We start from the raw sequence: 26,138 nt of genomic DNA, 5'->3' as shown, positions 1-26,138 counted from the left end.
ACGCACCATGAACCTGAATCTGCACGACAAGACCCTGATCGTCACCGGCGCCGCTTCCGGCATCGGCGCCGAAGTCGCTCGCCTGGCGCGCTGCGCCGGTGCGCGGGTGATCGCCCTGGACCGTAACGAGCCACAGATCAGCGTGCACGCCTATCACCAGGTGGATCTGGGCGACCCGGCGAGCATCGACCAGGTGATCGCCCGCCTGCCCGGGCACATCGACGGCCTGTGCAACATCGCCGGCGTGCCCGGTACCGCGCCCGCCGAACTGGTCGGCCGGGTCAACTACCTGGGCCTACGTCACCTTAGCGAAGGCCTGCTGCCGCGTCTGGCTGGCGGTTGCATCGTCAATGCTGCGTCGATTCTTGGCGCCGAATGGCAGCAGCGCCTTGAAGCCCACAAAGCGCTGGCCGCCACCGCGGGTTTCGAGGCCGGTAGTGACTGGCTGGATGCCAATCCGGTCGATCAGGCTACCTGCTACCAGTACTTCAAGGAGGCGCTGATCGTCTGGTCGTACCAGAACGCTTCGCCCTGGTTCCGCGAGCACGACGTGCGCATGAACTGCGTGGCCCCCGGCCCGGTGTTCACGCCGATCCTCGGCGACTTCGTACAGATGCTCAGCGATGAACGCCTGGAGCGCGACGGCCGCCACATGAAACGCCCGGCCCTGGCCGACGAAGTAGCTGCAGTGGTGCTGTTCCTCTGCTCGGATGCGGCGCGTTGGGTGTGCGGCGCCAATATCCCGGTCGATGGCGGGCTGGCAGCCAGCTACGTGTGAGTCGCGCCAACGCGGCGCAGCGATCTACCAAAACAACAAGAAGGATCACCACCATGCACGCATCACGTCTTTCGGCTCTGACCCTCGGCCTGGCTACCCTGGCGGGCACCGCCCAGGCCTACGACCTGCCCACGGTCAACCTTGGCTCCACCAGTTTCTACGACGGCGCGCCACTGCCCGGCGGGCCGGGCGGCTACGTGGTCGAGTATCTGGTCTACGGCAAGGCTTCGCGCTTCAACGACCAGAACGGCGACAAGCTGCCGCTGCCCAAGCAGGAAATCGAAACCTTCGCGCCGGTCACTCAGTACATCCACCTGGCCCAGCCGCTGGCCAATGGCTGGATGCCCGGCGCCACGGTGATCGTGCCCTGGCTGGCCCACGCCAAGGTGGACGACGGCCTCGACAACGCCGTGCTCAGCTCGCGCGAAGGTGTGGGCGACATCGTGCTGGGGGCCTTCCTGCAATCGCCGGTAAGTACTCGCGCTGACGGCTCGCCGCTGTTCGCCCAACGTATCGAAGCCGAAGTGATCCTCCCCACCGGCGCCTACGACCGCGACAAGGCGGTCAACCCGGGCAGCAACTTCTGGTCGTTCAACCCCTACTACGCGGCGACCTACTGGTTCACGCCCAGGTGGTCGGTGAGTGGGCGCTTCTGGTACCTGTGGAATGCCAAGAACCGTGATCCATTAACCTCGTTCGGCGACGTGTCGAGCACCCAGGCCGGCCAGGCATTGCATGCCAACTTCGCCACCCAGTACGCACTCACCGACCAACTGAGCGTCGGCCTGACCGGTTACTGGCTCAAGCAGATCACGGATACCGAGGTCGATGGCCGCGATGTCAGCGGCCGCCGTGAAAAGGTCTGGGCCATCGGGCCGGGCCTGACCTACAGCTTCTCGAAGGAGACCATCGTGACTGCCAACAGCTACTTCGAGCAGGACGCCGAGAACCGCACCGAGGGCAACAAATTCGTGCTCAGCTTCGTGCACAAACTGTTCTAGCGGGCCTCGGCGCGATACGCGTCACGGCGCCTTGGCGACGGGCGCAGGCTGCGCGGCCTGTGCCTCGATGGCGACTTCCGGGCGGCGCGCATAGCGCTGGGCGAGCACTGCGCAGACCATCAGCTGGATCTGGTGGAACAGCATCATCGGCAGGATCATCAGGCCGATGCTGCCGCCGGCGAACAGCACCTGGGCCATCGGCACGCCGGTGGCCAGGCTCTTCTTCGAGCCGCAAAACAGGATGGTGATGCGGTCTTCCTGGTTGAAGCCGCACACTCTGCCGAGCAGCGCGGTGATGCCCAACGCCAGGGCCAGCAGAATGCAGCAGGAGAGGATCAGCAGACCCAGCGTCGGCCAGGACACCTGATTCCACAGGCCTTCGACTACGGCTTCGCTGAACGCGGTGTAAACCACCAGCAGGATCGAGCTCTGGTCGACATACTTGAGCCAGTTCTTGTTGCGGCCGACCCAGGCGCCGATCCAGCGGCGGGCGATCTGCCCGGCGATGAAAGGCACCAGCAGTTGCAGGGTAATCTTGCCGATGGCGTCGAGCATCGAGCCGCCACTGCCGTGCACGTCCATCAGCAGCGCAACCAGTAGCGGGGTGAGGAAAATGCCGAACAGGCTGGACGCCGCCGCGCTGCAGATCGCAGCCGGGATGTTGCCGCGCGCCAGCGAGGTGAAGGCGATGGCTGACTGCACGGTGGCCGGCAGCGCGCACAGGTAGAGCATGCCCAGGTACAGCTCGGTGCCGATCAGCGGCGACAGCAGCGGCTTGAGCGCCAGGCCGAGCAGCGGGAAGAGGATGAAGGTACAGCTGAACACCAACAGGTGCAAACGCCAGTGGCCGGCACCGGCGAGGATCGCTTCGCGCGACAGCTTGGCACCGTGCATGAAAAACAGCAGGCCAATCGCCAGGTTGGTGATCCAGCCGAACGCCACGGCCGCCTGGCCGCTGACCGGCAGGAAGGTGGCGGTAAGCACGACGGCGATCAGCGTCAGGGTGAAGTTGTCGGGCAGTAAACGGGAACGGGCCATGGGCAGGACTCCGGGCAGGCGATGGCAAAGTTGCCACAGAAAGGGCGCCACTTTACCCTGAGCGGCCAATTGCCGACTAACGCCATAAAGTCAGATCATGTCGCCTAACGGACAAAGCAGCATCGCAGAACGCAGTATTCCCCAGCTGGAACGCCTGCCCCGACCGCTCTACGCGCGCAACGAGTCACTACTGCGCCAGACCGGCACGCCCCGCCATAGCCATCCGTGGGTACAGCTGACCTACGCCATCCAGGGCGTACTGCACGTGCGCACCACCGCTGGCAGCTTCGTCGCGCCGCCACAGCGGGCCATCTGGATTCCCGCCGGCCTGGAGCACGAGGTGCTGAGCTCGCCCAACACCGAAATGCGCAGCCTGTATCTGCAGGACGAGAACCCTGAGAGCACCGTTGAGAGCTGCCGGGTGCTCGGCGTGGATGCGTTGACCCGCGAGTTGATCCGCAGCTTCTGCGAACTGCCGGTGGGGTACGACGAGGATGGCCCGGACGGCCGCCTGGCTCAGGTACTGCTCGACCGCCTGCGCGCAGCACCGGAAGTGCTGTTGTCGCTGCCGCTGCCGAGCGACGCACGCCTGAAGAAACTCTGCAGCCGCCTGCAGAACAGGCCCGACGACGACCGCACCCTGGCCGCCTGGGGCGACGAACTTGGCGTGTCGGAAAAGACCCTCAGCCGCCTGTTCCTGCGCGACACCGGCCTGACCTTCCGCGCCTGGCGCCAGCGCCTGCGCCTGCTTGGCGCGCTGACCCCGCTGGAGCGCGGCGAGCGGGTCACCGATGTCGCCCTGCTCTGCGGTTACGACTCCACCTCGGCCTTTATCGCCGCCTTTCGCCAGCAGTTCGGCGCCACGCCGGGTGAGTTCTTCAACAGCTGATTCAGCTGCTACGGCGCACCTGCAGGCCCGAGTAACCGTGATCGCCCGGCTCACCACCGAGCACCAGCTGGCCGCTGCCGGCCAGCTCGCGGGCACGCCAGAACAGGAAGAAGTCGGTGGCGAAGAAGCCGTCGCAGCGCGCCATCACCTCCGCCATCACCCGTGCCAAAGGTTGTGGCTCGGCGCGAGCGTGGCGCAGCAGCGCCGCGTCGATGGACTGGTAGTCCTCAGCGCTGAACGCGCCGGTCTGCCAGCGATGGATCAGCCCGCCATCGGTGACCGCAGCGCGCCACTGCGTCGCCAGCGCGGCGAGGCGTTCAGGGCCGACCGGCTGCGGGTTGGCCAGCTCCAGTAGCGCCTGCGGCGCATGCATGGCCACCGCCTTGCGGCTCTGCACCCAGCTGTTGCCGGTGCCGCAGGCCACTTCGATCAGCGCGACGCCGCTACCTTCAAGAGCATTGGCCACCCGCGCCAGCAGCAATTGCTCGCTGGCACTGTCGCCATGCCAGACCGTAACCGGCCGCGCCTGACGGGCCAGATCGGCGAGCCACTGCGCATCGGCGGGCAGGTCCGCCTCAAAATCCGGTACCGGCGTCACGCCCGCCGGCCATACCCCACGCCAGAACGCCGCGCGTGCCGGACAGGGCGAGGTGTCGACATCGCCCAGCGGGCCTACGGCCAGGTCGTCGCGCAGCACACGCAGGCCAGCTTCGGCGGCCTCCTGGCCGATCACATGGGTGACGCCGGCGACGGCATTGTCACCACAGACCAGATGCCACATAAGCCCTCCTCGTCGGATGTTACGGGGTGAGTTTTACCGCCAGCGCCCGCTTTCCGCCCTGCTGCCAGGTACCGGTCAGGCTGCCGTCGGCCTGAAATTCGAGTTCGAAGCGCGCCGGCGGTTCGCCGCTTTCGTGCAGGGTGAGCGAATCCTGCTGGAATTCACCGCCCAGCTCGATGTACTTCGCGTGTTTGTCGTAGAAGTAGCTGGCGGTCAGGCTGCGGTCGCTATACAGCTGCTCGATCACCAGGGTGATCGGATAGGCGCCGAGGCTGCCGTAGTACACGCCTTGCGCCGTGCTGCTCGCTGGCAGGGTGCAGTCGCTGCGTTTTTCCAGCAGCAGGCAGCGGCCGTAGGGGCTCAGGTCGGCACTCAGGGCCTGGTAGCTGATGCTCTCGGGAAACTCGCCCAGCTCGTCCAGCGCGCGGCTGGCGTGGTTGGCACAGCTGCCGCCAATCACCGTCATGCTGTCTGTGCCCAGTTGCAGACGGTCGAAGTCGAAGCTGGCCTCGCCAAGGCTCTCCAGGCATTCGCTGTAGAGGGCGCGCTGGTCTTCCTGCTGCTGCTCGTCGTCGCTCAGCTCGTCCGGGTCCACCGGCTTGCTGGGCGGCATGGCCTTGAGAAAGTCCTGCATGCGTTTGGCCCGTTTGCCCTGCAGCTCGGTTTGCAGGCGCGCCAACCCTTGAGGAGTGAGCAACTGCGCCAGGCCGATGGGTCGCCCGCTGGCCAGGTCGAAGTTGTAGGCGGTCGAATTCTGGCTGCTGTAGGCAGCGGTGTATTCGCTGTCGACGTTCAGCGACAGATAACCCGGGCCCTGACCGACTACCTGATAATCGAGGCTGTTCACGCCACCGATTTCGCCCTCCTTGGGCCGCACCTTCTCGAACGGCGACTTGGCGAAGCGCCCTGGCAACGCCTGCAGTTCGCGCACATGCAGGAATGTGTTGATGCGCGCGATGGCCGGGCTGTCACCGACCAGCAGCGGGAAGCGGTAGGTTTCCCAGTCGCTGCGCTTGTCGGTGAGATCGTCGATACGCACATCGGCCAGCGCCGGCAAGGCGATGGCGAGCAGGGGCAGTAGCAGCAGACGCACGGCAGGTCCTTATTGCAGTCACGGGAGGCCAGCAGTATCCGCCACGCCCACCACGAACTCCAGACGCTGGATCAGAACAGCTTGCCGGGGTTCATCAGCCCGGCGGGATCCAGCGTCTGCTTGAGGCTGCGCATCAGTTCCAGCTCCAGCGGGTCCTTGTAGCGCCGCGCCGCCTCGCGCTTGGCCTGGCCGATGCCGTGCTCGGCGCTGATGCTGCCGGCGAACGCCGCGGTTACATCGTAGATCTGCTGCATGATCGCCTCGGCCTGAGCCTTGAATGGGGCATCCTCGCTGCCTACCGGCTTGCTGATGTTGTAGTGCAGATTGCCGTCGCCGACATGGCCGTAGCAGACGATGCGCACGCCGGGAAACGCCTGCTGCAGGCGTTCGTCGGCCTGGGTGATAAAGGCGGGAATGGAGCTGACCGGCACGCTGATGTCGTGCTTGAGACTGGGCCCTTCGTGGTTCTGCGCCTCGGAAATGCCCTCGCGCAGTTTCCATAGCGCAGCGACCTGCGCCTCGCTGCCCGCCACCACGGCGTCCAGTGCCTCGCCCTCTTCGAATGCCGCACCCAGGCCGTTTTCCAGCATCTCGGCCAGGGGCGCGTCGGGTAGCGTGTCGCTCAGCTCGATCAGCACGTACCAGGGGTGCGACTCGGCGAACAGCTCGCCGCAGCCGGCGACGTGGCGCAGCACGAACTCCACGCTTTGCCGCGACATCAGCTCGAAGCCGGTCAAACGATCGCCGCACAGCGCGCGCATGCGACCGATCAGGTCGACCGCTGCCTGGGGGCTCGGTAGTGCGACCCAGGCGGTGGTGCGGCTACGTATCGCCGGGTAGAGCTTGAGCACGGCAGCGGTGATGATGCCCAGGGTGCCTTCCGAGCCGATGAACAGGTGCTTGAGGTCATAGCCAGTGTTGTCCTTGCGCAGGCCACGCAAGCCATTCCAGACACGCCCGTCGGGCAGCACCACCTCCAGGCCCAGAGCCAGGTCGCGCATATTGCCGTAGCGCAATACGGCGGTGCCACCGGCGTTGGTCGCCAGGTTGCCGCCCACGGTACAGCTGCCCTCGGCGCCCAGCGACAGCGGAAACAGCCGGCCCACCTCGGCGGCCGCTTCCTGCAGACGCTGCAGCAGCACACCGGCCTCGACGGTGATGGTTTCGTTGCCGGCATCCACGTCGCGGATCTGCGTCATGCGCGTCAAGGACAGTACCACCTGGGTGCCGGAGTCGTCCGGAATCGAGCCGCCACACAAGCCGGTGTTGCCGCCCTGGGGTACTAGAGCCACTCCGGCCTCGCGGCACAAGCGCACCACGTGCGCGACCTGCTCGGTGCTGGCCGGGCGCACCACTAGCGCCGCCTTGCCGCGGTAGGCGTTGCGCCAATCGCTCAGGTAGCTTTGCAAGCGCTGTTCGTCGCGTACCAGACCGGCTTCGCCGACCACCTGTTCCAGATCCTGCAACAAACGCTGGGGCATGCTCATGGTCTCTCTCTCCGTCGGCGGGTTTTCAGTCTTTCAGTTCGATGCGCTGGATACGGCCGACCACTAGCAGATAACAAAGCACCGCCAGCAGGGAGTTGGCCGCCACGTAGGCCAGGGCCAGGTCGAAGGAGCCGCTGCGGCTGACCAGGTAACCGACGATGATCGGCGTGGTGATCGCCGCCAGGTTGCCGAAGCTGTTGAAGAGCCCGCCGCTGAGCCCGACGATTTGCCGCGGCGAGGTGTCGGCCACCAGCGTCCAGCCCAGTGTGCCGAAGCCCTTGCCGAAGAACGCCAGGCCCATCAGCGCCAGCACCGCGGCGTCGCTCTCGACGAACACGCACAGGCCGATACAGGCCGACAGGCTCATGCCGGTGACGATGGGCAGCTTGCGCGCCAGGGTCAGCGAGTGGCCATGGCGCACCAGGCGGTCGGACAGCAGGCCGCCGCTGAGGCTGCCGGCGAATCCACTGACGGCCGGCACCACGGCCGCGAAGCCGGCCGCTATCAGGGTCATGCCGCGCTCTTGTACCAGGTACACCGGAAACCAGGTGAGCAGAAAGTAGCCGATGGCGTTGCCCAGGTACTGGCCGACGTAGATGCCCAGCAGGGTGCGCTGGCTCAGCAGCTGCCAAAGATGGCCGCGTTGGCGGGGCTTGTCGGTCGCGGGCAGCGGCGTCAGGTCGAGCAGTCCGCCACCGCGCTCGATATGCGCGAACTCGGCGGCGCCGATGCGAGGATGTAGACGCGGACTGTGGATGGTTCGCGCCCAAAGGAAGCACAGCGCAAAGCCGAAACAGCCGAGCACGATGAACACTTGCTGCCAGCCAAGGGCTTGTACCACCCAGCCCATCAGCGGCGCGAACAACGCAGTGGAGCAATACTGCGCCGAGCCGGACACCGCGGTGGCGGTGGCGCGCTCGCTGCTCGGGAACCAGGCGGCGATAATCCGCGCGTTACCGGGAAAACAGGGGGCCGCAGCGAGGCCGACCGCCACGCGCAGCAGAAACAGACAGGCCACCGTCCAGGCTACCGGCAGGAAGCCGACGAAGCCCTGGGCGAAGGTGAGCGCCGACCAGCACAGAAGAGCGATGCCGTACACGCGCTTGACGTCGAAACGGTCGAATAGCCAGCCGCCGGGAATCTGCGCGACCACGTAGGCCCAGCCGAACGCCGAGAAGATATAGCCGAGGGTCAGGGCGTCGATCCCCAGGTCGGCCTGCAGCGCAGCCCCGGCGATGGACATGCTGGAGCGGTCGGCAAAGGTCACCGCGGTGACCATGAACAGTATCGCCACGATGTTGAAGCGTACGCGTCCGGTTCTAGGGGCAGACATGAGCGATCCTTGCAGCGAAACACGAGACGGAAGATGGGCCGGGCTCAGGGTTCACAGCGGGTCAGGGATCTGTGGAAGCAATACGGGTCATCAGAGGCCTTGTTTGTTGTTATGGCGGCGCCAGAAGCGCGACTGACAGAAGTGAGCATACAAGTTCAAGCAAAAAATTTGTCATACGTTATCGTACGACAATAAAAAAGATCACTCCTTATCTTTATACCATCACGTCCAAGGCTCCTCACCGTGCTCCCAGCCGTAACCCGAAGCGCATCAAGAGCAAGGGTTTCGTTGACAGTGTCGCATGACCTTGGTACTAATCTGCCAAGTCATACGACAACCTATAACAAGAGAGGCTAACGGTCATGCCCACGACCACAACTGCCTACCCGGGTGCCTTGACACCCCCGCTCGCCTTGCCCTGGTCAAGCGCCCATGCCTGCGTCTGATCACGCCTCTCCTGCACGCCTATTTGTCGGTCGCGACCGCTTCTGCCATGGTCGCGCTACCGCACCTGAGTCACGCTCTCTTCTCTCGCCTTGCGGCACGGCAGCAATGCGCCGTTCCCGATTCACCGTCATGAACTGACGGTCCCACACCACCACGGAGCTTCCAATGAAAAAAATATTCCGCGCCTCTCTTCTTTCTGCCGTCGTCGGCATGGGTGCCATCGGCGCTCAGTCAGCGGCCTTCGCCGATGACGTCAAATGGCCGACCCGCCCCGTGCAGGTCGTGGTGATCGCCAACCCGGGCGGTGATACCGACTTCAACGCCCGCATGATGGCCAAGTACTTCAACGAGATCACCGGCAAGAGCATGGTGGTCACCAACGTCGCCGGTGGCGGTGGCACCCTGGCCGCCGAGCAGGTCAAAGGCGCCGCGGCGGACGGCAACACCATCCTGTTCACTCACCCGGGCCAGATGATCGTCAACGAAGTGGCCGGCCTGACCGAAGACAGTTACGAAACCTTCGACATCTCGTGCATCGCCGGCGTCGACAAGAGCACCGTGTTCGTCGCCTCCAAGCAAGCCGGCGTGAACAACATGAAAGAGCTGATCGACAAATCCAAGGCCAGTCCAGGCAGCATCACCTACGGCACTGAGATGGGCAGCTTCTCCCACCTGCAGGGCCTGATGCTGGAAAAACTCGCCGGCATCAAGCTGAAGATGGTCGACGGCGGCACCGTGTCCGACCGCGTAGTCGGCATGCTGGGTGGTCGCCTGGGCATGGGCGCCATCACCTACGGCTCTGTGCAGGATTATGTTCAGGGCGGGCAGATGGTCGCACTGGGCCAACCCAACGCAGAACGCAACCCCATGATTGGCGATGTACCAACCCTCAAGGAGCAGGGTCTGGACATCACCATGGACAAACCTTACGTGGTTGCTTTCCCGAAAGGCACCGATCCGGCGATTGTCAAGAAGATGTCTGACATCATGAAGCAGATCACCGAGAAACCCGAGTACGCCGAAGACCTGAAGAAATTCAAGCAGCCGGTCGCCTTCTACGGCACCGAAGAGGCCAAGCAGATTCTGGCCAAGACCCGCGAAGACTTCATGCAGTTCAAGGATCAGCTGCGCCAGGCCAAGTGAGTCATGACGCCGCGCCGGCCCAGTGAGCGGGCCGGTGCGGTGTATCCCTTCCCCGAGGTTTCACATGAGCACCACCGCGAAAAAGAAAGAGCTGATCACGGGCGTCATCATGATCGGTGTCAGCCTCGCCTATATGGTGATGGCCTACCAGGTACCCGGGCATGACGGCATCGATGCCGGCACACTGCCCGTGCTGCTGGCCGGTTTCCTGACTTTGCTGGGCGTTTTTCAGCTGCTCAGCGCACTGCCCAAAAAGGTGCCGAGCGCCGAAGCGCCTACTCTGGCAGCCACTACAGGCGACCTGCCGGAAACACCCAAAGACGACACACCGCCGGATGTCATCGAACCCAAAACCGTGCTGCTGACCCTGGGCCTGATCCTCGGCTACATGGCGCTGCTCGGTACGGTCGGTTTTCCCATCATGACGGTGATCTACCTGTACCTGCAGTTCCTGGTGCTGACGCCCGTGGCGCAGAAACCCCGGCACGTGGTTTACCTGCTGACCGCCGTGATCTGCTCCGCCGTCATCTTCCTGCTGTTCCGCGAGGCCTTCGACCTGTTGCTGCCCGCTGGCCTGCTGAACGACTTCCTCTGAGGATCGACCATGCTCGAATTACTGCAGCAAGGCTTCGGTGCCGTCTTCTCCATTCATATCCTGATGCTGATGGCCGTTGGCGTGGCCATGGGCATCGTCTTCGGCGCCGTACCGGGACTGTCGGCCACCATGGCCGTGGCGCTGTGCCTGCCGCTGACCTTCACCATGGGCCCGCAAGCGGGCCTGTCACTGCTGGTCGCGCTGTTTATCGGCGCCACCTCCGGTGGTTTGATCTCGGCGATTCTGCTGAAGATCCCCGGCACGCCCTCATCGATCGCCACGGTGTTCGATGGCGGCCCGCTAATGGAACAGGGTCACGGCGTCAAGGCGCTGGGCGTCGGCATCGTGTTCTCGTTCCTGGGCACCATTTTCAGCATCGCCGCGCTGATGTTCATCGCCCCGCAGCTGGCCAAGGTAGCCCTGAGCTTCGGGCCCCATGAATACTTCGCCATCGCCGTGTTCTCCCTGACCCTGATCGCCACCCTGTCGGCTGGCTCGATGGTCAAGGGTCTGTTCGCAGGCGCGCTGGGTATCGCCGTGTCCACTGTGGGCATCGCCCCGGTCGAGGCCGTGCGCCGCTTCACCTTCGGTATCAGCGAGCTCAACGGTGGCTTCTCGATGCTGACGGTGATGATCGGCATGTTCGCTGTGGCCGAGATCATCAAGCTCGCCGAGACCGGCCGCCATACCGTACAGGGCAAGGCCAAGTCGGTGAGCATGAAGAACATCAAGGGCTTTGGCTTCTCGCTCAAGGAATTCCGCGAGCAGTTGCCCAACGCCGGCCGCTCTGGCCTGATCGGTCTGGGCATCGGCATTCTGCCGGGCATCGGTGCGGGCACCTCGAACCTAGTGTCCTACATCATCGCCAAGAAGCGCGCCAAGGACGGTGACACCTACGGCAAGGGCAACATCGGTGGCGTGGTAGCCAGTGAAACCGCCAATAATGCCGGTATCGGTGGCGCCATGATGCCGCTGATGACTCTGGGCATCCCCGGCGACACCGTCACCGCGATCATGCTCGGCGGCTTCCTGATCCACGGCATCCAGCCCGGTCCGCTGCTGTTCATCAGCCAGGGGCCGCTGGTGTACACCATCTTCGCCGCCCTGATCGTCGCCACCTTCATGATGCTGTTCATGGAGTTCTACGGCCTGCGTCTGTTCATCAAGCTGCTCGACGTGCCCAAGCACATCCTGCTGCCGATCATCCTGGTGCTGTGCGTGGTCGGTGCCTTCGGTCTGTCCAGTCGCCTGTTCGATGTCTGGTCGATCCTGCTGTTCGGCCTGCTTGGCTATGGCTTCGTCAAAGCGGGCATGCCGGCAGCGCCGTTCATCATCGGTTTCATCCTCGGACCAATGGCGGAAACCAACCTGCGCCGTGGCCTGATGCTCTCCGACGGCAGCTTCACGGCGTTCTTTACCAACCCCATCGCCGGCACTTTCCTGGGCCTGGCCCTGGTGTTCGTGCTCTGGCAGGTGTTCAGCGCATTGCGCCCGAAACCGAGCGCGATCAACGAAATCCTGCGTACCTGATAAAGACCGTAGAAACAAAAACGCCGCTCCAGCTGGAGCGGCGTTTTTTATTGTGACAACCGTGTCAGTCGTCGCTTTTCTTCAACTTCGGATTGGGGAAGAACTGCACCGCCTTGACCTTGGGGTCAGCGGCCTTGGGCTTCAGGCCACTGACATTGACACGGGTCGGCAGCTCCCTGGCCACCGAGTTGCCACGCTCGTCCAGGGTGTCGGCGTAACCGCACTGCACGCATTCGCGGTGCGGCACGCCATCGACGTTCCACATCTTGATGCTGTCCATCTCGCTGCACGCCGGGCACACGGCACCGGCGATGAAACGCTTGGGCGTGATATCTACAGGGGCGTCGCTCATGCCGCCTCCGCACTCAGGCCCAGGTGGCGCAGCAGCGCGTCGATGCTCGGCTCGCGGCCGCGGAAATCGACGAACAGCACCATCGGCGCCTGGGAACCACCGCGGGCCAGGATCGCCTCGCGGAACGCACGACCGGTCTGCGGGTTGAGCACGCCCTCTTCCTCGAACTTCGAGAAGGCATCGGCGCTCAGCACCTCGGCCCACTTGTAGCTGTAGTAACCGGCCGCGTAACCGCCGGCGAAGATGTGCGCGAAACTGTTGGGGAAGCGGTTGTAGGCCGGCGGACGCAGCACCGAGACCTCGTCGCGGATGCCTTCGAGCACCTCCAGCACGCTGCGACCATCGCCGTGGGTAACGTGCAGTTCGAAGTCGAACAGCGAGAACTCCAGCTGGCGCACCATCATCAGGCCGGACTGGAAGTTCTTGGCGGCCAGCATCTTGTCGAGCAGGTCCTGGGGCAACGGCTCGCCGGTCTGGTAATGGCCGGAGATCAGCGCCAGGCCCTCGGGCTCCCAGCACCAGTTCTCCATGAACTGGCTCGGCAGCTCGACGGCGTCCCAGGCAACGCCATTGATGCCGGACACGCCGACGTGCTCGACGCGGGTCAGCAGGTGATGCAGGCCATGGCCGAATTCGTGGAACAGCGTGGTGACTTCATCGTGAGTCAACAGCGCCGGCTTGCCGGCCGAAGCCGGCGTGAAGTTGCACACCAGGTTGGCCACCGGGCTGATCAGTTCGCCACCGACGGCGCGGCGCTTGTCGCGGGCGCCATCCATCCAGGCACCACCACGCTTGTTGGCGCGGGCGTAGAGGTCGAAGAAGAAGCGCCCGACGTGCTGGCCGTTCTCGGAAATCTCGAACAGGCGCACGTCCGGGTGCCAGGTGTCGAAGTCATGCAGCTCCTTGATCTGGATGCCGTAGAGCTTCTCGACGATGGCGAACAGGCCGCTCAGCACCTTGTCGATCGGGAAGTAGGCGCGCAGGATTTCCTGGGAAATGCTGTAGCGCTGCTCGCGCAGCTTCTCGCTGTAGTAGCCCACGTCCCAGCTTTGCAGGTCGTTGCAGCCCTGCTCGGCGGCGAAAGCGCGCAGCTCGGTCAGGTCCTGCTCGGCGAACGGCTTGCTGCGTACCGCCAGGTCGCGCAGGAAACTCAGCACCTGCTCGGTGGACTCGGCCATCTTGCTGGCCAGGCTCAGTTCGGAATAGTTGGCGAAGCCCAGCAGGCGCGCCAGCTCCTGGCGCAGCTCGAGAATCTCGGCCATCACCGGGCCGTTGTCATTCTGCCCGGCGTTCGGGCCCTGGTCCGAGGCGCGGGTGCAGTAGGCCGCGTACAGCTCTTCGCGCAGGGCGCGGTTGTCGGCGTAGGTCATCACCGCGTAGTAGCTGGGGAATTCCAGGGTGATCAGCCAGCCCGAGAGGTTCTTGGCTTCGGCGGCCTGCTGCATCTGCGCCTTGGCCGACTCGGTGATGCCGGCCAGCAGGCTTTCATCCTCGATGTGCTTGGTCCAGGCCTGGGTGGCGTCCAGCAGCTGGTTGGAGAAGCGGCTGCCCAGCTCGGACAGGCGCATCTGGATCTCGCCATAACGCTTCTGCTGCTCGGCCGGCAGGTCGATACCGGACAGGCGGAAGTCCCGCAGGGCGTGTTCGAGAATGGTCTTCTGCGCGACATCGAACTTCGCCGCTTCGGGGCTGGCGGCCAGCGCCTCGTAGGCCTGGAACAGGGCGCGGTTCTGGCCCATTTCCGTCCAGTATTCCGACAGTTTCGGCAGGCAGGCCTCGTAGGCGGCGCGCAGCTCGGGGTTGTTGCGCACCGCATTGAGGTGGCTGACCGGGCTCCAGGCGCGGCCTAGCTTGGCGCCCTGCTCGTCGAGCGCGTCGATCAGGCTTTCCCAGCGCGGCGCATCGCCCTGGCTGGCCAGCACCTTGGCGACCACGCTGCGGCTCTCGGCGAGAATAGCATCCACCGCCGGCTCTACATGCTCGGGCAGGATGGACGAATACGGCGGCAGGTCGAAATCTTGCAGCAGGGGATTGTTCGCACTCACGTCGGGTACCTGTGGTGGAATGAATTAAAAACACTGACCAGTGATATGGCGGTCATCTTAATTACAATCAACCCCCGACGTAACTTCAGAGGTTTCTATCGTGGCGATTCGTACGTATCAGGGCACAAAACCGACGCTCGGTGATCGGGTGTTCGTCGATAGCTCGGCGGTGGTCATCGGCGACGTGGAAATCGGCGAGGACAGCTCGGTGTGGCCGCTGACCGTGATCCGCGGCGACATGCACCGCATCCGCATCGGCAAGCGCACCAGCGTGCAGGACGGCAGCGTGCTGCACATCACGCACGCCGGCCCGTTCAACCCGGACGGCTTCCCGCTGATCATCGGCGACGAAGTGACCATCGGCCACAAGGTGATGCTGCACGGCTGCACCCTGGGCAGCCGCATTCTGGTCGGCATGGGCAGCACGGTGATGGACGGCGCGGTGGTCGAGGACGACGTGATCATCGGCGCCGGCAGCCTGGTGCCACCGGGCAAAGTGCTGGAGAGCGGTTTCCTGTACGTCGGCAGCCCGGTGAAACAGGCACGCCCGTTGACCGACAAGGAGCGCAACTTCTTCAGCTACACCGCCGGCAACTACGTGAAACTCAAGGACCAGCACATCGCCGAGGGCTACGATCAATAGCCGACAGCCGAGCGTGCAAGCAAGAACGCAAAGGTGTAACCTTCATTTGACGCTTAATTTCATTCAAATGAAGGAGGCAACATGACCGTTACCGTAATGCGTCAGGCCAAACAGGGCAAGGACGACCATTCGCCCGTGGTCGCCGCCTTCTGGGATTTCAGCGCCGGCCGGGAAAAGCTCAGTGAAGCCGAGCGCCTGCAGCAGATTCGCGACGGCTTCGCCGCCGATCTGGTGCAAGCGGTCAAGGCGACCTTCACCCTGCCCGAGCGCAGCCTGGAGATCCTGCTCAACGCTTCGATCTCGACCCTCGAACGCCGCCGCCGCGAGCGCAAGGTGCTCGATCCGGTGGCCTCGGAGCGCCTGGATCGCATCGCCATGGTCTGCCAATTGGCCGAGGACGTGTTCGAAAGCCGCCAGGCAGCCGCCGAGTGGATGTCCCGCGCCAATCGCTCCCTCGGCGACCAGGCACCGATCATGCTCTGCGAGACGGAAATCGGCGCCAAGCAGGTACGCCGGGTGCTCAACGCTCTCGATTGGGGTGGCGCCGCCTGATGCGTGCCTGGCGCGTGGCCAAGGCCAAGCGGGCCACCGACCTGTCCGGGCGTGGCGCCGCCATCGAAGGCGGGCGCTGGAACGAGCAGGACATCGCCGCCGTGTACATGGGCCTGAGCCCCGGCATCTGCTGCCTGGAAACCTTCGTGCACGCCGAAGGCCCGCCCGCGATGCCGATGAAGATCACCTGTTTCGAGCTGCCGGACGACGCGGATCTCTACTGGGAGCCTGCAGCGAGCGAGTTGCCAGAAGGCTGGAGCGCGCTGCCGGTGGATCGCCCGAGCATGGATTTCGGCAGCGCCTGGCTGCGCGCCGTCAGCCACCTCGGCCTGATCGTGCCGTCCGCGGTGCTGCCGCTGGAGCGCAACCTGGTGGTCAACCCGCTGCACCCGGCCATCAGCCGCATCCGCATCGTCGACACCTACGATTTCACCTACGACCCACGCATGTTCAAGGCGTGATGAGCCTCTAGGGTCTGTTGACGTTTCAGCACAAACCGCGTTGCTGCGAGAAATCTCGCCAGGTTAGGCGGAGGACGCAGGGAATGGCATTCCCTTTTCAAGTCCTCCAACGACGCCTGGCGAGATTTCCCGCGCAACCCGCAGGGCCGGGCCAGTTTTTGTGCGATGCTGCGTTTCTCGGTGACTCATTTGGCCAGCCAAACTTCGCACCTCGTGCCTTGCCTCGCGCAAAAACTGGCTCCGGCGCGGTCGTACTGAAACGTCAACAGACCCTAGGAAACCCCGTGAATATTCGCCCCATCAACGAAACCGATTTCGACCAGGTCTGGCCCATCATCCGCGATGTCGTGCAGGGCCAGGAAACCTACGCCTATGACCCGGCCATGGATCGTGAGACGGCCTGGAAAACCTGGGTCGAGCTGCCCCGCGCCACCTTCGTGGCCGAAGAACATGGGCAGATCCTCGGCACCTATTACATCAAGGCCAACGCCGCAGGACCTGGCGACCACGTGTGCAACTGCGGCTACGTGACCTCGCCGGCCGCCCGCGGCAAGGGCGTGGCGAGCGCGCTGTGCCAGCACTCGCTGCAGGTCGCCCGTGAGCTGGGCTTCCAGGCCATGCAGTTCAACTCGGTGGTGGCCAGCAACACCGTCGCCGTGGCGCTCTGGCAGAAACACGGTTTCGCCATCGTCGGCACCCTGCCCAAGGCCTACCGCCATCGCACGCTGGGCCTGGTGGACTGCCATGTGATGTATCGCTGGCTGAATGACTGAAACCGATTCCGTAGCCCGGCGTAGAGCGTAGCGATACCCGGGATCATCTCCCGGGTATCGCTACGCTCAACCACAGGCTACGAGCTGGTGATTATCTGTGGGAGCGGCCATGCCCGCGATTTTTCGCGCGCATGGCGCGCTCCAACAGTGGATCGGCGAACGGCTGCTCCTGCACTGCTGCAGTCGATAAGCCACTAGCGCCCGAGCAGGCTACGACGTGAAGCGCGCCAGCGAAAACGCCGACAGGTCAGCCGCGCCGGGCTCGCCGCAATGCTGCATGGCCAGCGCCTCACCGATGCCGGCGGAATGCTTGAAGCCATGCCCCGAGCAGGCCGACACCAGGGTCACGTTGGCCATCTGCGGGTGGGTATCGATGATGAAATTGAAGTCCGGCGTGATGGTGTAGGTGCACACCTTGGACTTCAGCACCCGCCGGGAAACCCCGAGCAGCCGGCCAGCCACGTGGGCGTCGTACAGGGCGTCGGTATCCGCCTGGCTGATGTGGCGATCCAGCGCAACGGGGTCGCAGCCTTCGAGGTACTGCTCGGTGGCGACCTTGATGGCGTTCTCGCCCGGCAGCGGTGGAAAACCGTAGCAACTGTCGGTATCAGCCGCACCATGCAGCAGGATGTACACCGGCGAGCCGGCAGCGAAACGCTCCGGCTCGTCCAGCTCGAACCACACCAATTGCTGGCGGCAGACCTTCAGCAAGCCCTCGACCGACGCGCCCAGCAGCCGGCCCGTCCACATGCCGGCGCAGACGATGGCCTTGTCCGCCGTCAGCGTGCCGCTGGCCGTACGCACCCGAACGCCGCCGGCATCGGACTCTATAGCCTCGACCAGCGTATGGGTGTGCAAGGCCGCACCCAGTTGCTCGGCCAGCCGCAGCTGCACGTCGATGGCCCGCTCGGGGCATACGTAGCCGGCGCCCGGCTCGTAATAGCCGGTGGCCGCATCGCCGAAGCCGCCGAATTGCGGGAAGCGCTGGCGGACGGCGGCGGCGTCCAGCAGGCTGTGTTCGATGCCGAAGCGTTTGGCCAGCGCCGCCGTTTCGCCGCCGAAGTCAGGCGTGCCGTGGCCGCGGGTCGGCTCCCGGCTGCTGCTCAGCATCAGCATGCCGCAGGCTTCGAACAGCGCCTCGCCGCTCTGCGCCTCCAGCTCGCGCCAGATGCGCTGGGAGTTGAGCGCCAGCGGCACGTAGGCCGCGCCCTCGCCCACCGCCTGGCGGGTGATGCGCGTGTCGCCATGGCTGGAGCCCTGGTCGTGGGGCGGCGCATGGCGGTCGACGCCGGCCACGCGCACGCCGCGCTTGGCCAGTTGATAGAGGGTGGTGGCGCCCATGGCGCCCAGGCCAATCACGATAACGTCGTAGTGCATGGGATTCTCTACTGCTCGAAGGGCTGGGTTTCTTCGCGAAAGGCGTCGAGGAAGGCGACCATCCGCGCGTGCCGCTGCCCGGCCAGGCGCGCACCGGTGGCGGTCTGGAAGCCGGCGGCCAGGCCCAGCAACTTGGTGTGGAAATGGTCCAGGGCGAAACGCTGGTCATCCAGCGGCCGCTGGCGTGCGTCGATATCCTCGGCATCGTACAGCGCACTGCCCAGGCGCCCGGAAACATGAAAGCAACGCGCCACGCCGATCAGGCCGATGGTGTCCAGGCGGTCGGCATCCTGCAGGATGCGGGCCTCCAGGCTGGTCGGCGTGATGGCGGCGGAGAAACTGTGCGCCTCGATGGCATGGCGCACGCCGGTGATGCGCTCGCTCGGCCAGCCGTGGCCTGCGAGCACCTCACCGGCGCGCGCAGCGGACAATCGCGAAGCGCTGGAGCGCAGTGGCGAATCCTTTTCCACCGCCACGCAGTCATGCAGCAGCACCGCCGCCAGCAGCAACTGCAGATCGCCGCCCTCCTCGCGTTGCAAGCGCCGAACGTTGGCCCATACCCGCTGCAGGTGCGACAGGTCATGGGCGCCATCGTCGGTAGACGGCGCGCAGCCGGCCAACAGCTGGTCAGCCAGCTCGGCGTAGGGGGCGAAAGGATCAAGATTCATGACAGATCGCCAGAAAGGGAAAGCCGCACCTTACGGGCCAGCCGCCAGGGCTCGCAAGTCATGCAGCGGAGTGTGGCGCCTTGCCATTACTGGACAAGCTCATAGCGCTTGCGCCACCTTTGGCAGCTTCGCCGAGCGACCTGGCCGCGCGCCAGGATCGCCCCGGCGCATGAAGGATCTTCGACAGACTCGCCCCCAATGAGCGCACATTCCGAACGGCGTCTCAGCAGATAACCGCGTTCGCGGTTATCTTCGGCACAGGATGGCATCGCAGGGATACGCACATGGCAATCACACAACAGTCGCGCATGGCCAAGGTCAACAGCCCGCTCGGCGACAACGTGCTGGTGATGGAGCGCCTGGCCGGCAGCGAATCCCTGGGCCGCCTGTTCCACTACGAGCTCAGCCTGGCCTCGGAAAATTCCTCGCTCAAGCTCAACGCCCTGCTCGGCAAGCCCATGGGCCTGGCCGTGCAATTGGCCGACGGCAGCGACCGCTATTTCCATGGCATCGTCGCGCGCTGCAGCCAGACCGCCCACCGTGGCCAGTTCGCCAGCTATCAGGTCACCCTCAAGCCCTGGTTGTGGCTGCTGTCGCGCACCTCCGACTGCCGCATCTTCCAGAGCAAGACCGTGCCGGACATCGTCAAGCAGGTGTTCCGCGACCTGGGTTTCTCCGACTTCGAAGACGCCCTGACCCGCTCCTACCGCGAGTGGGACTATTGCGTGCAGTACCGCGAGACCAGCTTCGATTTCGTCAGCCGGCTGATGGAGCAGGAAGGCATCTACTACTACTTCCGCCATGAGCAGGAGCGCCATGTACTGGTGCTCTGCGATGCCTACGGCGCCCACGGTACGGCGCCCGGCTATGGGCGCGTGCCGTTCTACCCGCTCGATGACCAGATGCGCGAGCGTGACCACATTCACGACTGGCACCTGGCCCACGAAGTGCAGCCCGGCTCCCTGGCGCTCAACGACTATGACTTCCAGCGCCCCAGCGCACGCCTGGAAGTGCGCTCCAGCATCGCCCGCGAGCACAGCAACGCCGATTATCCGCTCTACGACTACCCGGGCGAATACGTGCAGAGCAAGGACGGCGAGCAGTACGCGCGCAATCGCATCGAGGCCATCCAGGCGCAGTACGAGCAGATCCGCCTGAAGGGCAATGCCCGCGGCCTGGGCAGCGGGCACCTGTTCAGCCTCACCGATTACCCGCGCGACGATCAGAACCGCGAGTACCTGATCGTCGATGCCGAATACACAATCACCCAGGACCTCTACGAAAGCGGCCGCGGCAGCGAGAGCTTCCAGTTCGACAGCAGCCTGACCTGCATCGACGCCAGCCAGGTGTTCCGCCCGCTGCCGCAGACCGTGCAGCCAATCGTGCAGGGCCCGCAGACTGCCATGGTGGTCGGCCCCAAGGGCGAGGAAATCTGGACCGACCAGTACGGCCGCGTGAAGGTGCACTTCTACTGGGACCGCCACGACCAGTCCAACGAGAACAGCTCGTGCTGGATTCGCGTATCGCAGAACTGGGCCGGCAAGAACTGGGGCTCGATCCAGATCCCGCGTATTGGCCAGGAAGTGATCGTCAGCTTTCTGGAAGGCGACCCTGACCGGCCGATCATCACCGGCCGCGTCTACAACGCCGAGCAGACGGTGCCCTACGACCTGCCCGGCTGTTCATCCATGCCGAGAAGAACCAGGACATCGAGGTCGAGAACGACGAGACCCACTGGGTCGGCCACGACCGCACCAAGACCATCGACAACGACGAAACGGTGCACGTCAAACACGACCGCACCGAGACGGTGGACAACAACGAGACCATCACCATCGGCGTCGACCGTACCGAAAAGGTCGGCAACAACGAGTCCATCACCATCGGTGTGAACCGCACCGAAAACGTGGGCAGCAACGAATCGATCAGCATCGGTGCCAACCGTACCGAGAGCGTGGGCAGCAACGAAACCATCAGCATCGGCGCCAACCGCACCGAGAGCGTGGGCAGTAACGAAACCATCAGCATCGGTGCCAACCGTACCGAAAGCGTGGGCAACAACGAGCGCATCACCATTGGCGCCGACCGCACCGAGCTGGTCACCGCCAATGAGAGCGTGTTCATCGGTGCCAACCAGACGACCGCCGTCGGCGGCAGCGAATCGCGCTACGTGCGCGGCGAGCGCAACACCCGCATCGGCAAGGACGACACCCTCAACGTCGGCAAGAACTTCGTACTCAAGGCCGGCGACTCGATCACCCTGCAGACCGGCGCCGCCAGCATCACCATGAAGAAGGACGGCACCATCGTCATTCGTGGCAAGAACATCAGCATCGACGGCTCCGGGGCGATCAACGTCAAGGCCGCCAAGAACATCGTGATGAAAGGCCAGAAGATCCTGCAGAACTAGGCCGCGATCAGCGCCAGGAGCCCCCATGACTGTCCAGCACCACACTCCCGCCGCCGCCACTCGCCTCGACGGCGTGGTCATCGGCGTACTGCTCGATGTGCCGCAAGCTTCCAGCCCGGTGGTGGCTTTTGCCGGCTGCCCGTCGGAGACCGGCATTGCCGCGACCACCACCACGGCCCTCAGCCGCGAGGACATCGGCGCCCAGGTGGCCCTGATGTTCGTCGGTGGCGACCCGGGCCAGCCACTGGTGATCGGCCGTATCCAGCGCCTGCCGCAGGCACCGGCGCCTGCCGCCATCGCCCATCTCGACGGCGAGCGCCTGGAATTCAGCGCCGAGCGCGAGATCGTGCTGCGCTGCGGCAAGGCCAGCATCACCCTGACCCGCGAAGGCAAGGTGGTGATCAAGGGCGCCTACCTGTCCAGCCGCTCCAGCGGCGTGAACCGCATCAAGGGCGGTTCGGTGCAGATCAACTAAGAGCCGCCCATGGAACTGCTCAATGCCACCCGGATGGTGGCCGCCTACAACCAGGGCCTGGACGCCGATGGCCGCGAATACCTGGTGGTCATCGTCAAGGGCACCTTCGACCTGCCGGTGGACGGCAGCGTGGCGCGCCTGCTCGATGAGCAGCAGCCGCTGCTGATGAGCGATACCTTCGCCGGTGACCCGGCGCTGTCCGCGCCGTTGCGCGAGTTCGACTTCGCCCCTTTCAAGCCGTACTGCGACGTGCTGGTCAGTGGCAGCGCCCATGCGCCGGGCGGGCGGCCGGTCAGCCAGCTGACCGTGGGCATCCGCGTCGGCCGGGTCAGCAAAGCGTTCAGCGTGTTCGGCCCGCGCCACTGGCAGCCCGGCGCCCTGGGCACCAGTGCCGGCGCGCCGCAGCCCTTCGTGCGCCAGGACATTTCCTACGCCAGCGCCTTCGGCGGCAGCCACCCGGCGCCGGGCAACCCCGAGCAACTGCTGTGCAACCTGCGCAACCCGGCCGGCCAGGGCTGGTACCCGCGCAGCCTGGGCGGCGGCACCGTGGTCGGCATGCCGATGCCCAATACCGAAAAGCTCGGCCAGCCGGTGGATGCGCCCCATGGCGATTTCGAGCCCATGGCCCTCGGCCCGCTGGGCAAGCACTGGCAGGCGCGGGTCGGTTTCGCCGGCACCTACGACCAGGCCTGGCAGGACGAGCAGTTTCCCTTCCTGCCCAGGGACTTCGACGAGCGCTATTTTCAGGCGGCCCCGGCCGACCAGCAGACCGACTACCTCAAGAGCGGCGAAGAGGTGTTCCTGCTCGGCCTACTGCCCACCGAGCGCGCCGGCTTCCGGGTGCCCAGCGTGCGGATGCCGGTGACCTATTTCCTCAGCGCCGGTGGCCATGAAACGGCGGAAGCGGTCATCGACACCCTGCTGGTCGACACCGACGCCAACCATGTGGAAATCACCTGGCGCACCCGCCGCCCCCTCAAGCGCAGCCTGTTCGAGATCGCCCAGGTGCTGGTGGGCGCGAAGTCCCGCGCCTGGTGGCGCGCCCGCGAGCTGGGCAAGGACTATTACCCGTCCCTGGCCGCCCTGAGCCGCAGCCGCCTGGCCGAGGATGAATCGTCATGAGCGCCCTCAGCATCCTCTCCAGCGGCATGCTCAGCGCCGTGGGCCTGAGCGCGCCGGCCAGCTGCGCGGCGATCCGCTGTGCCCTCGACAACTTCCAGGAAACCCGCTTCATCGACGGCGGCGGCGAATGGCAGGTCGCTGCCAGCGTGCCGCTGGAAGAGCCGTGGCGCGGGCGTACCAAGCTGGTGAAGATGGCGGCCCGGGCCATCGCCGAAAGCCTGGCCGGCGTGCCGGGCATCGATTGCGCCACCACGCCGCTGCTGCTCGGCGTTGCCGAAGTGGATCGCCCAGGGCGTAGCGAAGGCCTGGACAACAGCCTGCTGCACGATATCGAGCGCGAGCTGGGCGTGCGCTTTCATGGCGCCTCCACGCTGATCCCGCGGGGCCGGGTCAGCGCGGGCGTGGCGCTGCTCAATGCGCGCCGGCTGATCCACGAAGGCGGCCACCGCCACGTGCTGATCGCCGGGGTCGACTCGTATCTCAACGCCGCCACGCTGTCCACCTTCGAACAGCGCCAGCGGCTACTCACCAGCCGGTATTCCAACGGTTTCATTCCCGGCGAAGGCGCGGCGGCGGTGGTGGTCGGCGCGCCGGTGCGCCAGGACGCCGAACAGCTGATCTGCTTCGGGCTGGGCTTTGGCATCGAGAAGGCCACCGTGGAAGCCGACGACATCCCGCTGCGCGCCGACGGCCTGGTGCAGGCCACCCAAGCGGCGCTCAAGGACGGCAACTGCCGTATGGAGCAGATGGACTACCGCCTGACCGACAACTCCGGCGAGCAGTACTACTTCAAGGAAGCCGCCCTGGCGCTGAGCCGTACGCTGCGGGTGGTCAAGGAAGAGTTCGACATCTGGCACCCCGCCGACTGCATCGGCGAGTGCGGCGCCGCCATCGGCCCGGCCATGCTCGCCGTGGCACTGGCCGCCTCGCGCAAGGGCTACAGCCCTGGTGCGAACATCGTCTATCAACTGGGCAACGACGCCGGCGAACGCGCCGTGGCGTTGCTGCGTTACCAACGGGTAGGAGCCGCCTGATGGCCAACGAGGTCTATGCCAACAACCGGGAGATTTCCTGCAAGGCGGCCAGCGGCAAATCCATCGCCGCCTTTCCCGACGTCTGCTTCACCCCGCCGCAGACGCCGCCGATGCCCCTGGGCATCCCGATCCCGTACCCCAACACCGGGCTGTCCAAGGACACCACCAAGGGCACGCGCACCATCCGCATCACCCGCAAGGAAGTGATGCTCAAGAACAAGAGCTACTACAAGACCAGCTACGGCGACGAACCCGGCCGCGCCCCGAAGAAAGGCATCATCACCAGCAAGATCAAGGGCAAGGTGTACTTCACCTCCTGGTCGATGGACGTCAAGTTCGAAGGCAAGAACGTGGTGCGGCATATGGATCTGACGACCCATAACCATGGGTCGATGCCGGGCAATACGCCGCCGTGGCTGTATGTGGACCAAATGGCGTTAGACACCAGTCAGGGGCAGGTCTGCAAGGATGAAGAAAAGGCCGCCAAGGACAAATGTGCAGATGCTAAACCTCGCCCCAAGCGCAAAACAGTGAAGGGCAATCTGGTAGCCGATGGCCTGGACTGTGATGACGACTGCAAGAAGGCCAAGGCTTGCGTGCTCAAGCCTAAAAAGGATGACAAGGGATTCTGCTGTCACCCAGAAACTACCGGGCACCACTTGATCGAAGTGCATTGTTTCTCGGTTACCGGAAATAGAGGCACCTCGTTGCCCGGCTTCGAGAAATACAACCAGCATGACGCGCCATGCGTCTGCGCCTCGCAGTCACGCGCAGATGGCACCCACGGCATTCTGCATGCCGTACAGGGGCAAATGGAGGCTGCGCATAACGACGGCCCCGTGCTCAAAAGCTGGCCAGGGGCCGGCGCCAAGATCAACTCCAGCGGGCAGCGTGGGCCTGCGGAGGCCAAATGGACCTACAAGAGCGCCCGAGAAGCAGGAACGCTTGCCCATAAAATTGCCTTCCCTCACTGCAACGCCCAGTGCATCAGCAATCAGTTGGATGACTATCACAAGGGCTGCGGAATTGATGACAACACGCCGCTGCGTAGTGATCCGGGCTCGGATAAGCGGTCCTCAGGCAGGCTCACCAATGCCCAACAAGAGACCGTAACCGTGGCAATCCTTAATCAGAAATCGACGGCAAACGGCGCATCACCGTTCTAGTTTTCAGGAATATTTTTATGGCTAACGAACTCTCTTTTTTGTCCGGCTTTATTCAGAGCCGAAACATTGGCCGAGTGATCGCACAGATAGATCAGTTAAAAGATCAGGGTTCAACAGCGTCAATACTCCTCAAGTGGGATAGAGCACAAAGTAGGTGGTTCCACTTCTCCCTTGAGTGGCATGCAACGCGAATGGGCTTTGTAGAACATCCCGAACCAACATTGATAGCCATTGGCCCTGACGGAATTGCCTCGGTCAGTACAGCGAATGGAGCAAGCGAAGAGCAAGTCGATTCCTCACTTGAAGGCCCGTCTCGCCGCGGTCCCATCCGCGATCTTCAAATCATTGCGGGCATACCCTACGCCACCGGAATGGGTCGCCAGGTCTACCGCCGCGAAGGGGTCGATAACTGGACACGCCAGGACCAGGGCGTGGTTCTGCCTCGGGGCGAAATCCAGCTATGCGGTTTCAACTCCATTGATGGCCTGAGCGAAGACGCCATTTATGCGGTTGGCTTCAACGGCGAAATCTGGTTTCGCAGCCACAACAAGTGGCAGCAGCAGAGCAGTCCCACCAACCTCGTATTGCATAAAGTCAGGGTAGTGCGCGAAGACCTTATCTTCGCCTCTGGCCAGATGGGCACTTTGCTGCGCAGTGACGGCAATCACTGGGAGACCATCGAGCATGATGCGATCACTGATGATCTTTGGGGGATGGAGTGGTTCCAAGGCGAACTGTACTTGGCCTGCGACAGCGGACTATTCAAGCTCGACAGCAAGGACCAGCTGGTTGAAGTGGATATGCAGCTTTCACCAAAACCCACCTGTCGGCATCTACACGCCAATGATGGCGTGCTTTGGTCATGCGGGCCCAAGCATGTGATCTGGACGGAAGACGGGCAGACATGGAATGACGTGACTCTATGACTCCCGTATTTTTAGGTAA

General features: G+C 64.4%; 24 protein-coding genes and 1 pseudogene. 16 read left to right on the top strand and 9 right to left on the bottom strand.

Annotated features, from left to right (window positions below):
• Positions 1-13: 13 nt before the first annotated feature.
• The gene (locus PVA39_RS01235) at positions 14-778 is read left to right on the top strand and encodes a coniferyl-alcohol dehydrogenase (RefSeq protein ID WP_274123388.1); all 765 of its coding nucleotides are present in this window, start codon (positions 14-16) and stop codon (positions 776-778) included.
• 53 nt (positions 779-831) lie between these two features.
• Complete coding sequence (locus PVA39_RS01230; protein ID WP_274122455.1) at positions 832-1,779, top strand: SphA family protein; 948 nt, start codon at positions 832-834, stop codon at positions 1,777-1,779.
• A 21-nt stretch (positions 1,780-1,800) separates the two neighbouring features.
• On the opposite strand, the gene PVA39_RS01225 is transcribed toward PVA39_RS01230, so the two are convergent.
• Positions 1,801-2,817, bottom strand: coding sequence for a bile acid:sodium symporter family protein (locus PVA39_RS01225; protein ID WP_274122454.1), 1,017 nt, complete (start codon positions 2,815-2,817; stop codon positions 1,801-1,803).
• Between the two features lie 97 nt (positions 2,818-2,914).
• On the opposite strand from PVA39_RS01225, the gene PVA39_RS01220 reads away from it, so the two are divergent.
• Positions 2,915-3,706 (top strand): AraC family transcriptional regulator, encoded by a 792-nt coding sequence (locus tag PVA39_RS01220; protein ID WP_274122453.1) that lies wholly within the window; start codon positions 2,915-2,917, stop codon positions 3,704-3,706.
• A 1-nt stretch (position 3,707) separates the two neighbouring features.
• On the opposite strand, the gene PVA39_RS01215 is transcribed toward PVA39_RS01220, so the two are convergent.
• The 4 genes from PVA39_RS01215 to PVA39_RS01200 all read right to left on the bottom strand — a co-directional run bounded on the left by PVA39_RS01215 (position 3,708) and on the right by PVA39_RS01200 (position 8,400).
• Positions 3,708-4,487, bottom strand: coding sequence for a DUF1835 domain-containing protein (locus PVA39_RS01215; RefSeq protein ID WP_274122452.1), 780 nt, complete (start codon positions 4,485-4,487; stop codon positions 3,708-3,710).
• A 19-nt stretch (positions 4,488-4,506) separates the two neighbouring features.
• Complete coding sequence (locus tag PVA39_RS01210; RefSeq protein ID WP_274122451.1) at positions 4,507-5,580, bottom strand: hypothetical protein; 1,074 nt, start codon at positions 5,578-5,580, stop codon at positions 4,507-4,509.
• A 71-nt stretch (positions 5,581-5,651) separates the two neighbouring features.
• Positions 5,652-7,061 carry an FAD-binding oxidoreductase gene (locus tag PVA39_RS01205; protein WP_274123387.1) on the bottom strand — a complete coding sequence of 470 codons (1,410 nt, stop codon included), beginning with the start codon at positions 7,059-7,061 and terminating at the stop codon, positions 5,652-5,654.
• 31 nt (positions 7,062-7,092) lie between these two features.
• The gene (locus PVA39_RS01200) at positions 7,093-8,400 is read right to left on the bottom strand and encodes an MFS transporter (protein ID WP_274122450.1); all 1,308 of its coding nucleotides are present in this window, start codon (positions 8,398-8,400) and stop codon (positions 7,093-7,095) included.
• A gap of 612 nt (positions 8,401-9,012) precedes the next feature.
• Here PVA39_RS01200 and PVA39_RS01195 point away from each other — a divergent pair.
• From PVA39_RS01195 to PVA39_RS01185, 3 genes are all read left to right on the top strand, one after another.
• A complete protein-coding gene (locus PVA39_RS01195) occupies positions 9,013-9,990 on the top strand; it encodes a tripartite tricarboxylate transporter substrate binding protein (protein WP_274122449.1) in 978 nt (325 codons plus the stop codon).
• A 64-nt stretch (positions 9,991-10,054) separates the two neighbouring features.
• On the top strand, positions 10,055-10,585 hold the full coding sequence (locus PVA39_RS01190) for a tripartite tricarboxylate transporter TctB family protein (protein WP_274122448.1): 531 nt from the start codon (positions 10,055-10,057) through the stop codon (positions 10,583-10,585).
• Positions 10,586-10,594: 9 nt separating this feature from the next.
• A complete protein-coding gene (locus PVA39_RS01185) occupies positions 10,595-12,115 on the top strand; it encodes a tripartite tricarboxylate transporter permease (protein ID WP_274122447.1) in 1,521 nt (506 codons plus the stop codon).
• 64 nt (positions 12,116-12,179) lie between these two features.
• Here the strand turns inward: PVA39_RS01185 and PVA39_RS01180 are convergent, their stop codons facing one another.
• Positions 12,180-12,467 (bottom strand): YheV family putative zinc ribbon protein, encoded by a 288-nt coding sequence (locus tag PVA39_RS01180; RefSeq protein ID WP_274122446.1) that lies wholly within the window; start codon positions 12,465-12,467, stop codon positions 12,180-12,182.
• Positions 12,464-14,512: an oligopeptidase A gene (gene prlC, locus PVA39_RS01175; RefSeq protein WP_274122445.1), complete on the bottom strand. Its 2,049-nt coding sequence runs from the start codon at positions 14,510-14,512 to the stop codon at positions 12,464-12,466. Before prlC ends, PVA39_RS01180 begins: the two co-directional genes overlap by 4 nt.
• A gap of 100 nt (positions 14,513-14,612) precedes the next feature.
• Here prlC and PVA39_RS01170 point away from each other — a divergent pair, with 100 nt between their 5' ends.
• The 4 genes from PVA39_RS01170 to PVA39_RS01155 all read left to right on the top strand — a co-directional run bounded on the left by PVA39_RS01170 (position 14,613) and on the right by PVA39_RS01155 (position 16,941).
• Positions 14,613-15,155: a gamma carbonic anhydrase family protein gene (locus PVA39_RS01170; protein ID WP_027908502.1), complete on the top strand. Its 543-nt coding sequence runs from the start codon at positions 14,613-14,615 to the stop codon at positions 15,153-15,155.
• A gap of 81 nt (positions 15,156-15,236) precedes the next feature.
• Positions 15,237-15,707 (top strand): type II RES/Xre toxin-antitoxin system antitoxin, encoded by a 471-nt coding sequence (gene parS, locus PVA39_RS01165; RefSeq protein WP_274122444.1) that lies wholly within the window; start codon positions 15,237-15,239, stop codon positions 15,705-15,707.
• Positions 15,707-16,168 carry an RES family NAD+ phosphorylase gene (locus tag PVA39_RS01160; RefSeq protein WP_192293016.1) on the top strand — a complete coding sequence of 154 codons (462 nt, stop codon included), beginning with the start codon at positions 15,707-15,709 and terminating at the stop codon, positions 16,166-16,168. The genes parS and PVA39_RS01160 overlap by 1 nt, the downstream gene beginning before the upstream one ends.
• A gap of 284 nt (positions 16,169-16,452) precedes the next feature.
• The gene (locus tag PVA39_RS01155) at positions 16,453-16,941 is read left to right on the top strand and encodes a GNAT family N-acetyltransferase (protein WP_274122443.1); all 489 of its coding nucleotides are present in this window, start codon (positions 16,453-16,455) and stop codon (positions 16,939-16,941) included.
• A 210-nt stretch (positions 16,942-17,151) separates the two neighbouring features.
• Here the strand turns inward: PVA39_RS01155 and solA are convergent, their stop codons facing one another.
• Both solA and PVA39_RS01145 read right to left on the bottom strand, forming a co-directional pair.
• Complete coding sequence (gene solA / locus PVA39_RS01150; protein ID WP_274122442.1) at positions 17,152-18,318, bottom strand: N-methyl-L-tryptophan oxidase; 1,167 nt, start codon at positions 18,316-18,318, stop codon at positions 17,152-17,154.
• An 8-nt stretch (positions 18,319-18,326) separates the two neighbouring features.
• Entirely contained in the window at positions 18,327-18,986 is a 660-nt protein-coding gene (locus PVA39_RS01145) for an HD domain-containing protein (protein WP_274122441.1), read from the bottom strand.
• A gap of 284 nt (positions 18,987-19,270) precedes the next feature.
• Here PVA39_RS01145 and PVA39_RS01140 point away from each other — a divergent pair.
• From PVA39_RS01140 to PVA39_RS01115, 6 genes and pseudogenes are all read left to right on the top strand, one after another.
• Positions 19,271-21,396: pseudogene (locus tag PVA39_RS01140) on the top strand (type VI secretion system Vgr family protein).
• Positions 21,397-21,421: 25 nt separating this feature from the next.
• Positions 21,422-21,871: a DUF6484 domain-containing protein gene (locus PVA39_RS01135; RefSeq protein ID WP_274122440.1), complete on the top strand. Its 450-nt coding sequence runs from the start codon at positions 21,422-21,424 to the stop codon at positions 21,869-21,871.
• Positions 21,872-21,880: 9 nt separating this feature from the next.
• Positions 21,881-22,993 (top strand): DUF2169 family type VI secretion system accessory protein, encoded by a 1,113-nt coding sequence (locus tag PVA39_RS01130; RefSeq protein WP_274122439.1) that lies wholly within the window; start codon positions 21,881-21,883, stop codon positions 22,991-22,993.
• Positions 22,990-24,027, top strand: a complete 1,038-nt coding sequence (locus PVA39_RS01125) for a hypothetical protein (RefSeq protein WP_274122438.1) — start codon at positions 22,990-22,992, stop codon at positions 24,025-24,027. Before PVA39_RS01130 ends, PVA39_RS01125 begins: the two co-directional genes overlap by 4 nt.
• Positions 24,027-25,193: a PAAR-like domain-containing protein gene (locus PVA39_RS01120; protein ID WP_274122437.1), complete on the top strand. Its 1,167-nt coding sequence runs from the start codon at positions 24,027-24,029 to the stop codon at positions 25,191-25,193. Before PVA39_RS01125 ends, PVA39_RS01120 begins: the two co-directional genes overlap by 1 nt.
• Positions 25,194-25,210: 17 nt before the next feature.
• Complete coding sequence (locus PVA39_RS01115) at positions 25,211-26,119, top strand: hypothetical protein (protein WP_274122436.1); 909 nt, start codon at positions 25,211-25,213, stop codon at positions 26,117-26,119.
• Positions 26,120-26,138 lie beyond the last annotated feature (19 nt).

Source organism: Pseudomonas sp. CNPSo 3701, from assembly GCF_028674975.1.
Lineage (GTDB): Bacteria > Pseudomonadota > Gammaproteobacteria > Pseudomonadales > Pseudomonadaceae > Aquipseudomonas > Aquipseudomonas straminea.
This window is presented reverse-complemented; position numbering and strand designations above follow the sequence as displayed.

What these genes read in the sequence shown, in the direction of transcription:
- PVA39_RS01230 (WP_274122455.1), top strand. Translation starts at nt 832, where the DNA reads ATGCACGCATCACGTCTTTCGGCTCTGACCCTCGGCCTGGCTACCCTG.
- PVA39_RS01225 (WP_274122454.1), bottom strand. Translation starts at nt 2,817, where the DNA reads ATGGCCCGTTCCCGTTTACTGCCCGACAACTTCACCCTGACGCTGATC.
- PVA39_RS01220 (WP_274122453.1), top strand. Translation starts at nt 2,915, where the DNA reads ATGTCGCCTAACGGACAAAGCAGCATCGCAGAACGCAGTATTCCCCAG.
- PVA39_RS01215 (WP_274122452.1), bottom strand. Translation starts at nt 4,487, where the DNA reads ATGTGGCATCTGGTCTGTGGTGACAATGCCGTCGCCGGCGTCACCCAT.
- PVA39_RS01205 (WP_274123387.1), bottom strand. Translation starts at nt 7,061, where the DNA reads ATGCCCCAGCGTTTGTTGCAGGATCTGGAACAGGTGGTCGGCGAAGCC.
- PVA39_RS01200 (WP_274122450.1), bottom strand. Translation starts at nt 8,400, where the DNA reads ATGTCTGCCCCTAGAACCGGACGCGTACGCTTCAACATCGTGGCGATA.
- PVA39_RS01195 (WP_274122449.1), top strand. Translation starts at nt 9,013, where the DNA reads ATGAAAAAAATATTCCGCGCCTCTCTTCTTTCTGCCGTCGTCGGCATG.
- PVA39_RS01190 (WP_274122448.1), top strand. Translation starts at nt 10,055, where the DNA reads ATGAGCACCACCGCGAAAAAGAAAGAGCTGATCACGGGCGTCATCATG.
- PVA39_RS01185 (WP_274122447.1), top strand. Translation starts at nt 10,595, where the DNA reads ATGCTCGAATTACTGCAGCAAGGCTTCGGTGCCGTCTTCTCCATTCAT.
- PVA39_RS01180 (WP_274122446.1), bottom strand. Translation starts at nt 12,467, where the DNA reads ATGAGCGACGCCCCTGTAGATATCACGCCCAAGCGTTTCATCGCCGGT.
- parS (WP_274122444.1), top strand. Translation starts at nt 15,237, where the DNA reads ATGACCGTTACCGTAATGCGTCAGGCCAAACAGGGCAAGGACGACCAT.
- PVA39_RS01160 (WP_192293016.1), top strand. Translation starts at nt 15,707, where the DNA reads ATGCGTGCCTGGCGCGTGGCCAAGGCCAAGCGGGCCACCGACCTGTCC.
- solA (WP_274122442.1), bottom strand. Translation starts at nt 18,318, where the DNA reads ATGCACTACGACGTTATCGTGATTGGCCTGGGCGCCATGGGCGCCACC.
- PVA39_RS01145 (WP_274122441.1), bottom strand. Translation starts at nt 18,986, where the DNA reads ATGAATCTTGATCCTTTCGCCCCCTACGCCGAGCTGGCTGACCAGCTG.
- PVA39_RS01135 (WP_274122440.1), top strand. Translation starts at nt 21,422, where the DNA reads ATGACTGTCCAGCACCACACTCCCGCCGCCGCCACTCGCCTCGACGGC.
- PVA39_RS01130 (WP_274122439.1), top strand. Translation starts at nt 21,881, where the DNA reads ATGGAACTGCTCAATGCCACCCGGATGGTGGCCGCCTACAACCAGGGC.
- PVA39_RS01125 (WP_274122438.1), top strand. Translation starts at nt 22,990, where the DNA reads ATGAGCGCCCTCAGCATCCTCTCCAGCGGCATGCTCAGCGCCGTGGGC.
- PVA39_RS01120 (WP_274122437.1), top strand. Translation starts at nt 24,027, where the DNA reads ATGGCCAACGAGGTCTATGCCAACAACCGGGAGATTTCCTGCAAGGCG.
- PVA39_RS01115 (WP_274122436.1), top strand. Translation starts at nt 25,211, where the DNA reads ATGGCTAACGAACTCTCTTTTTTGTCCGGCTTTATTCAGAGCCGAAAC.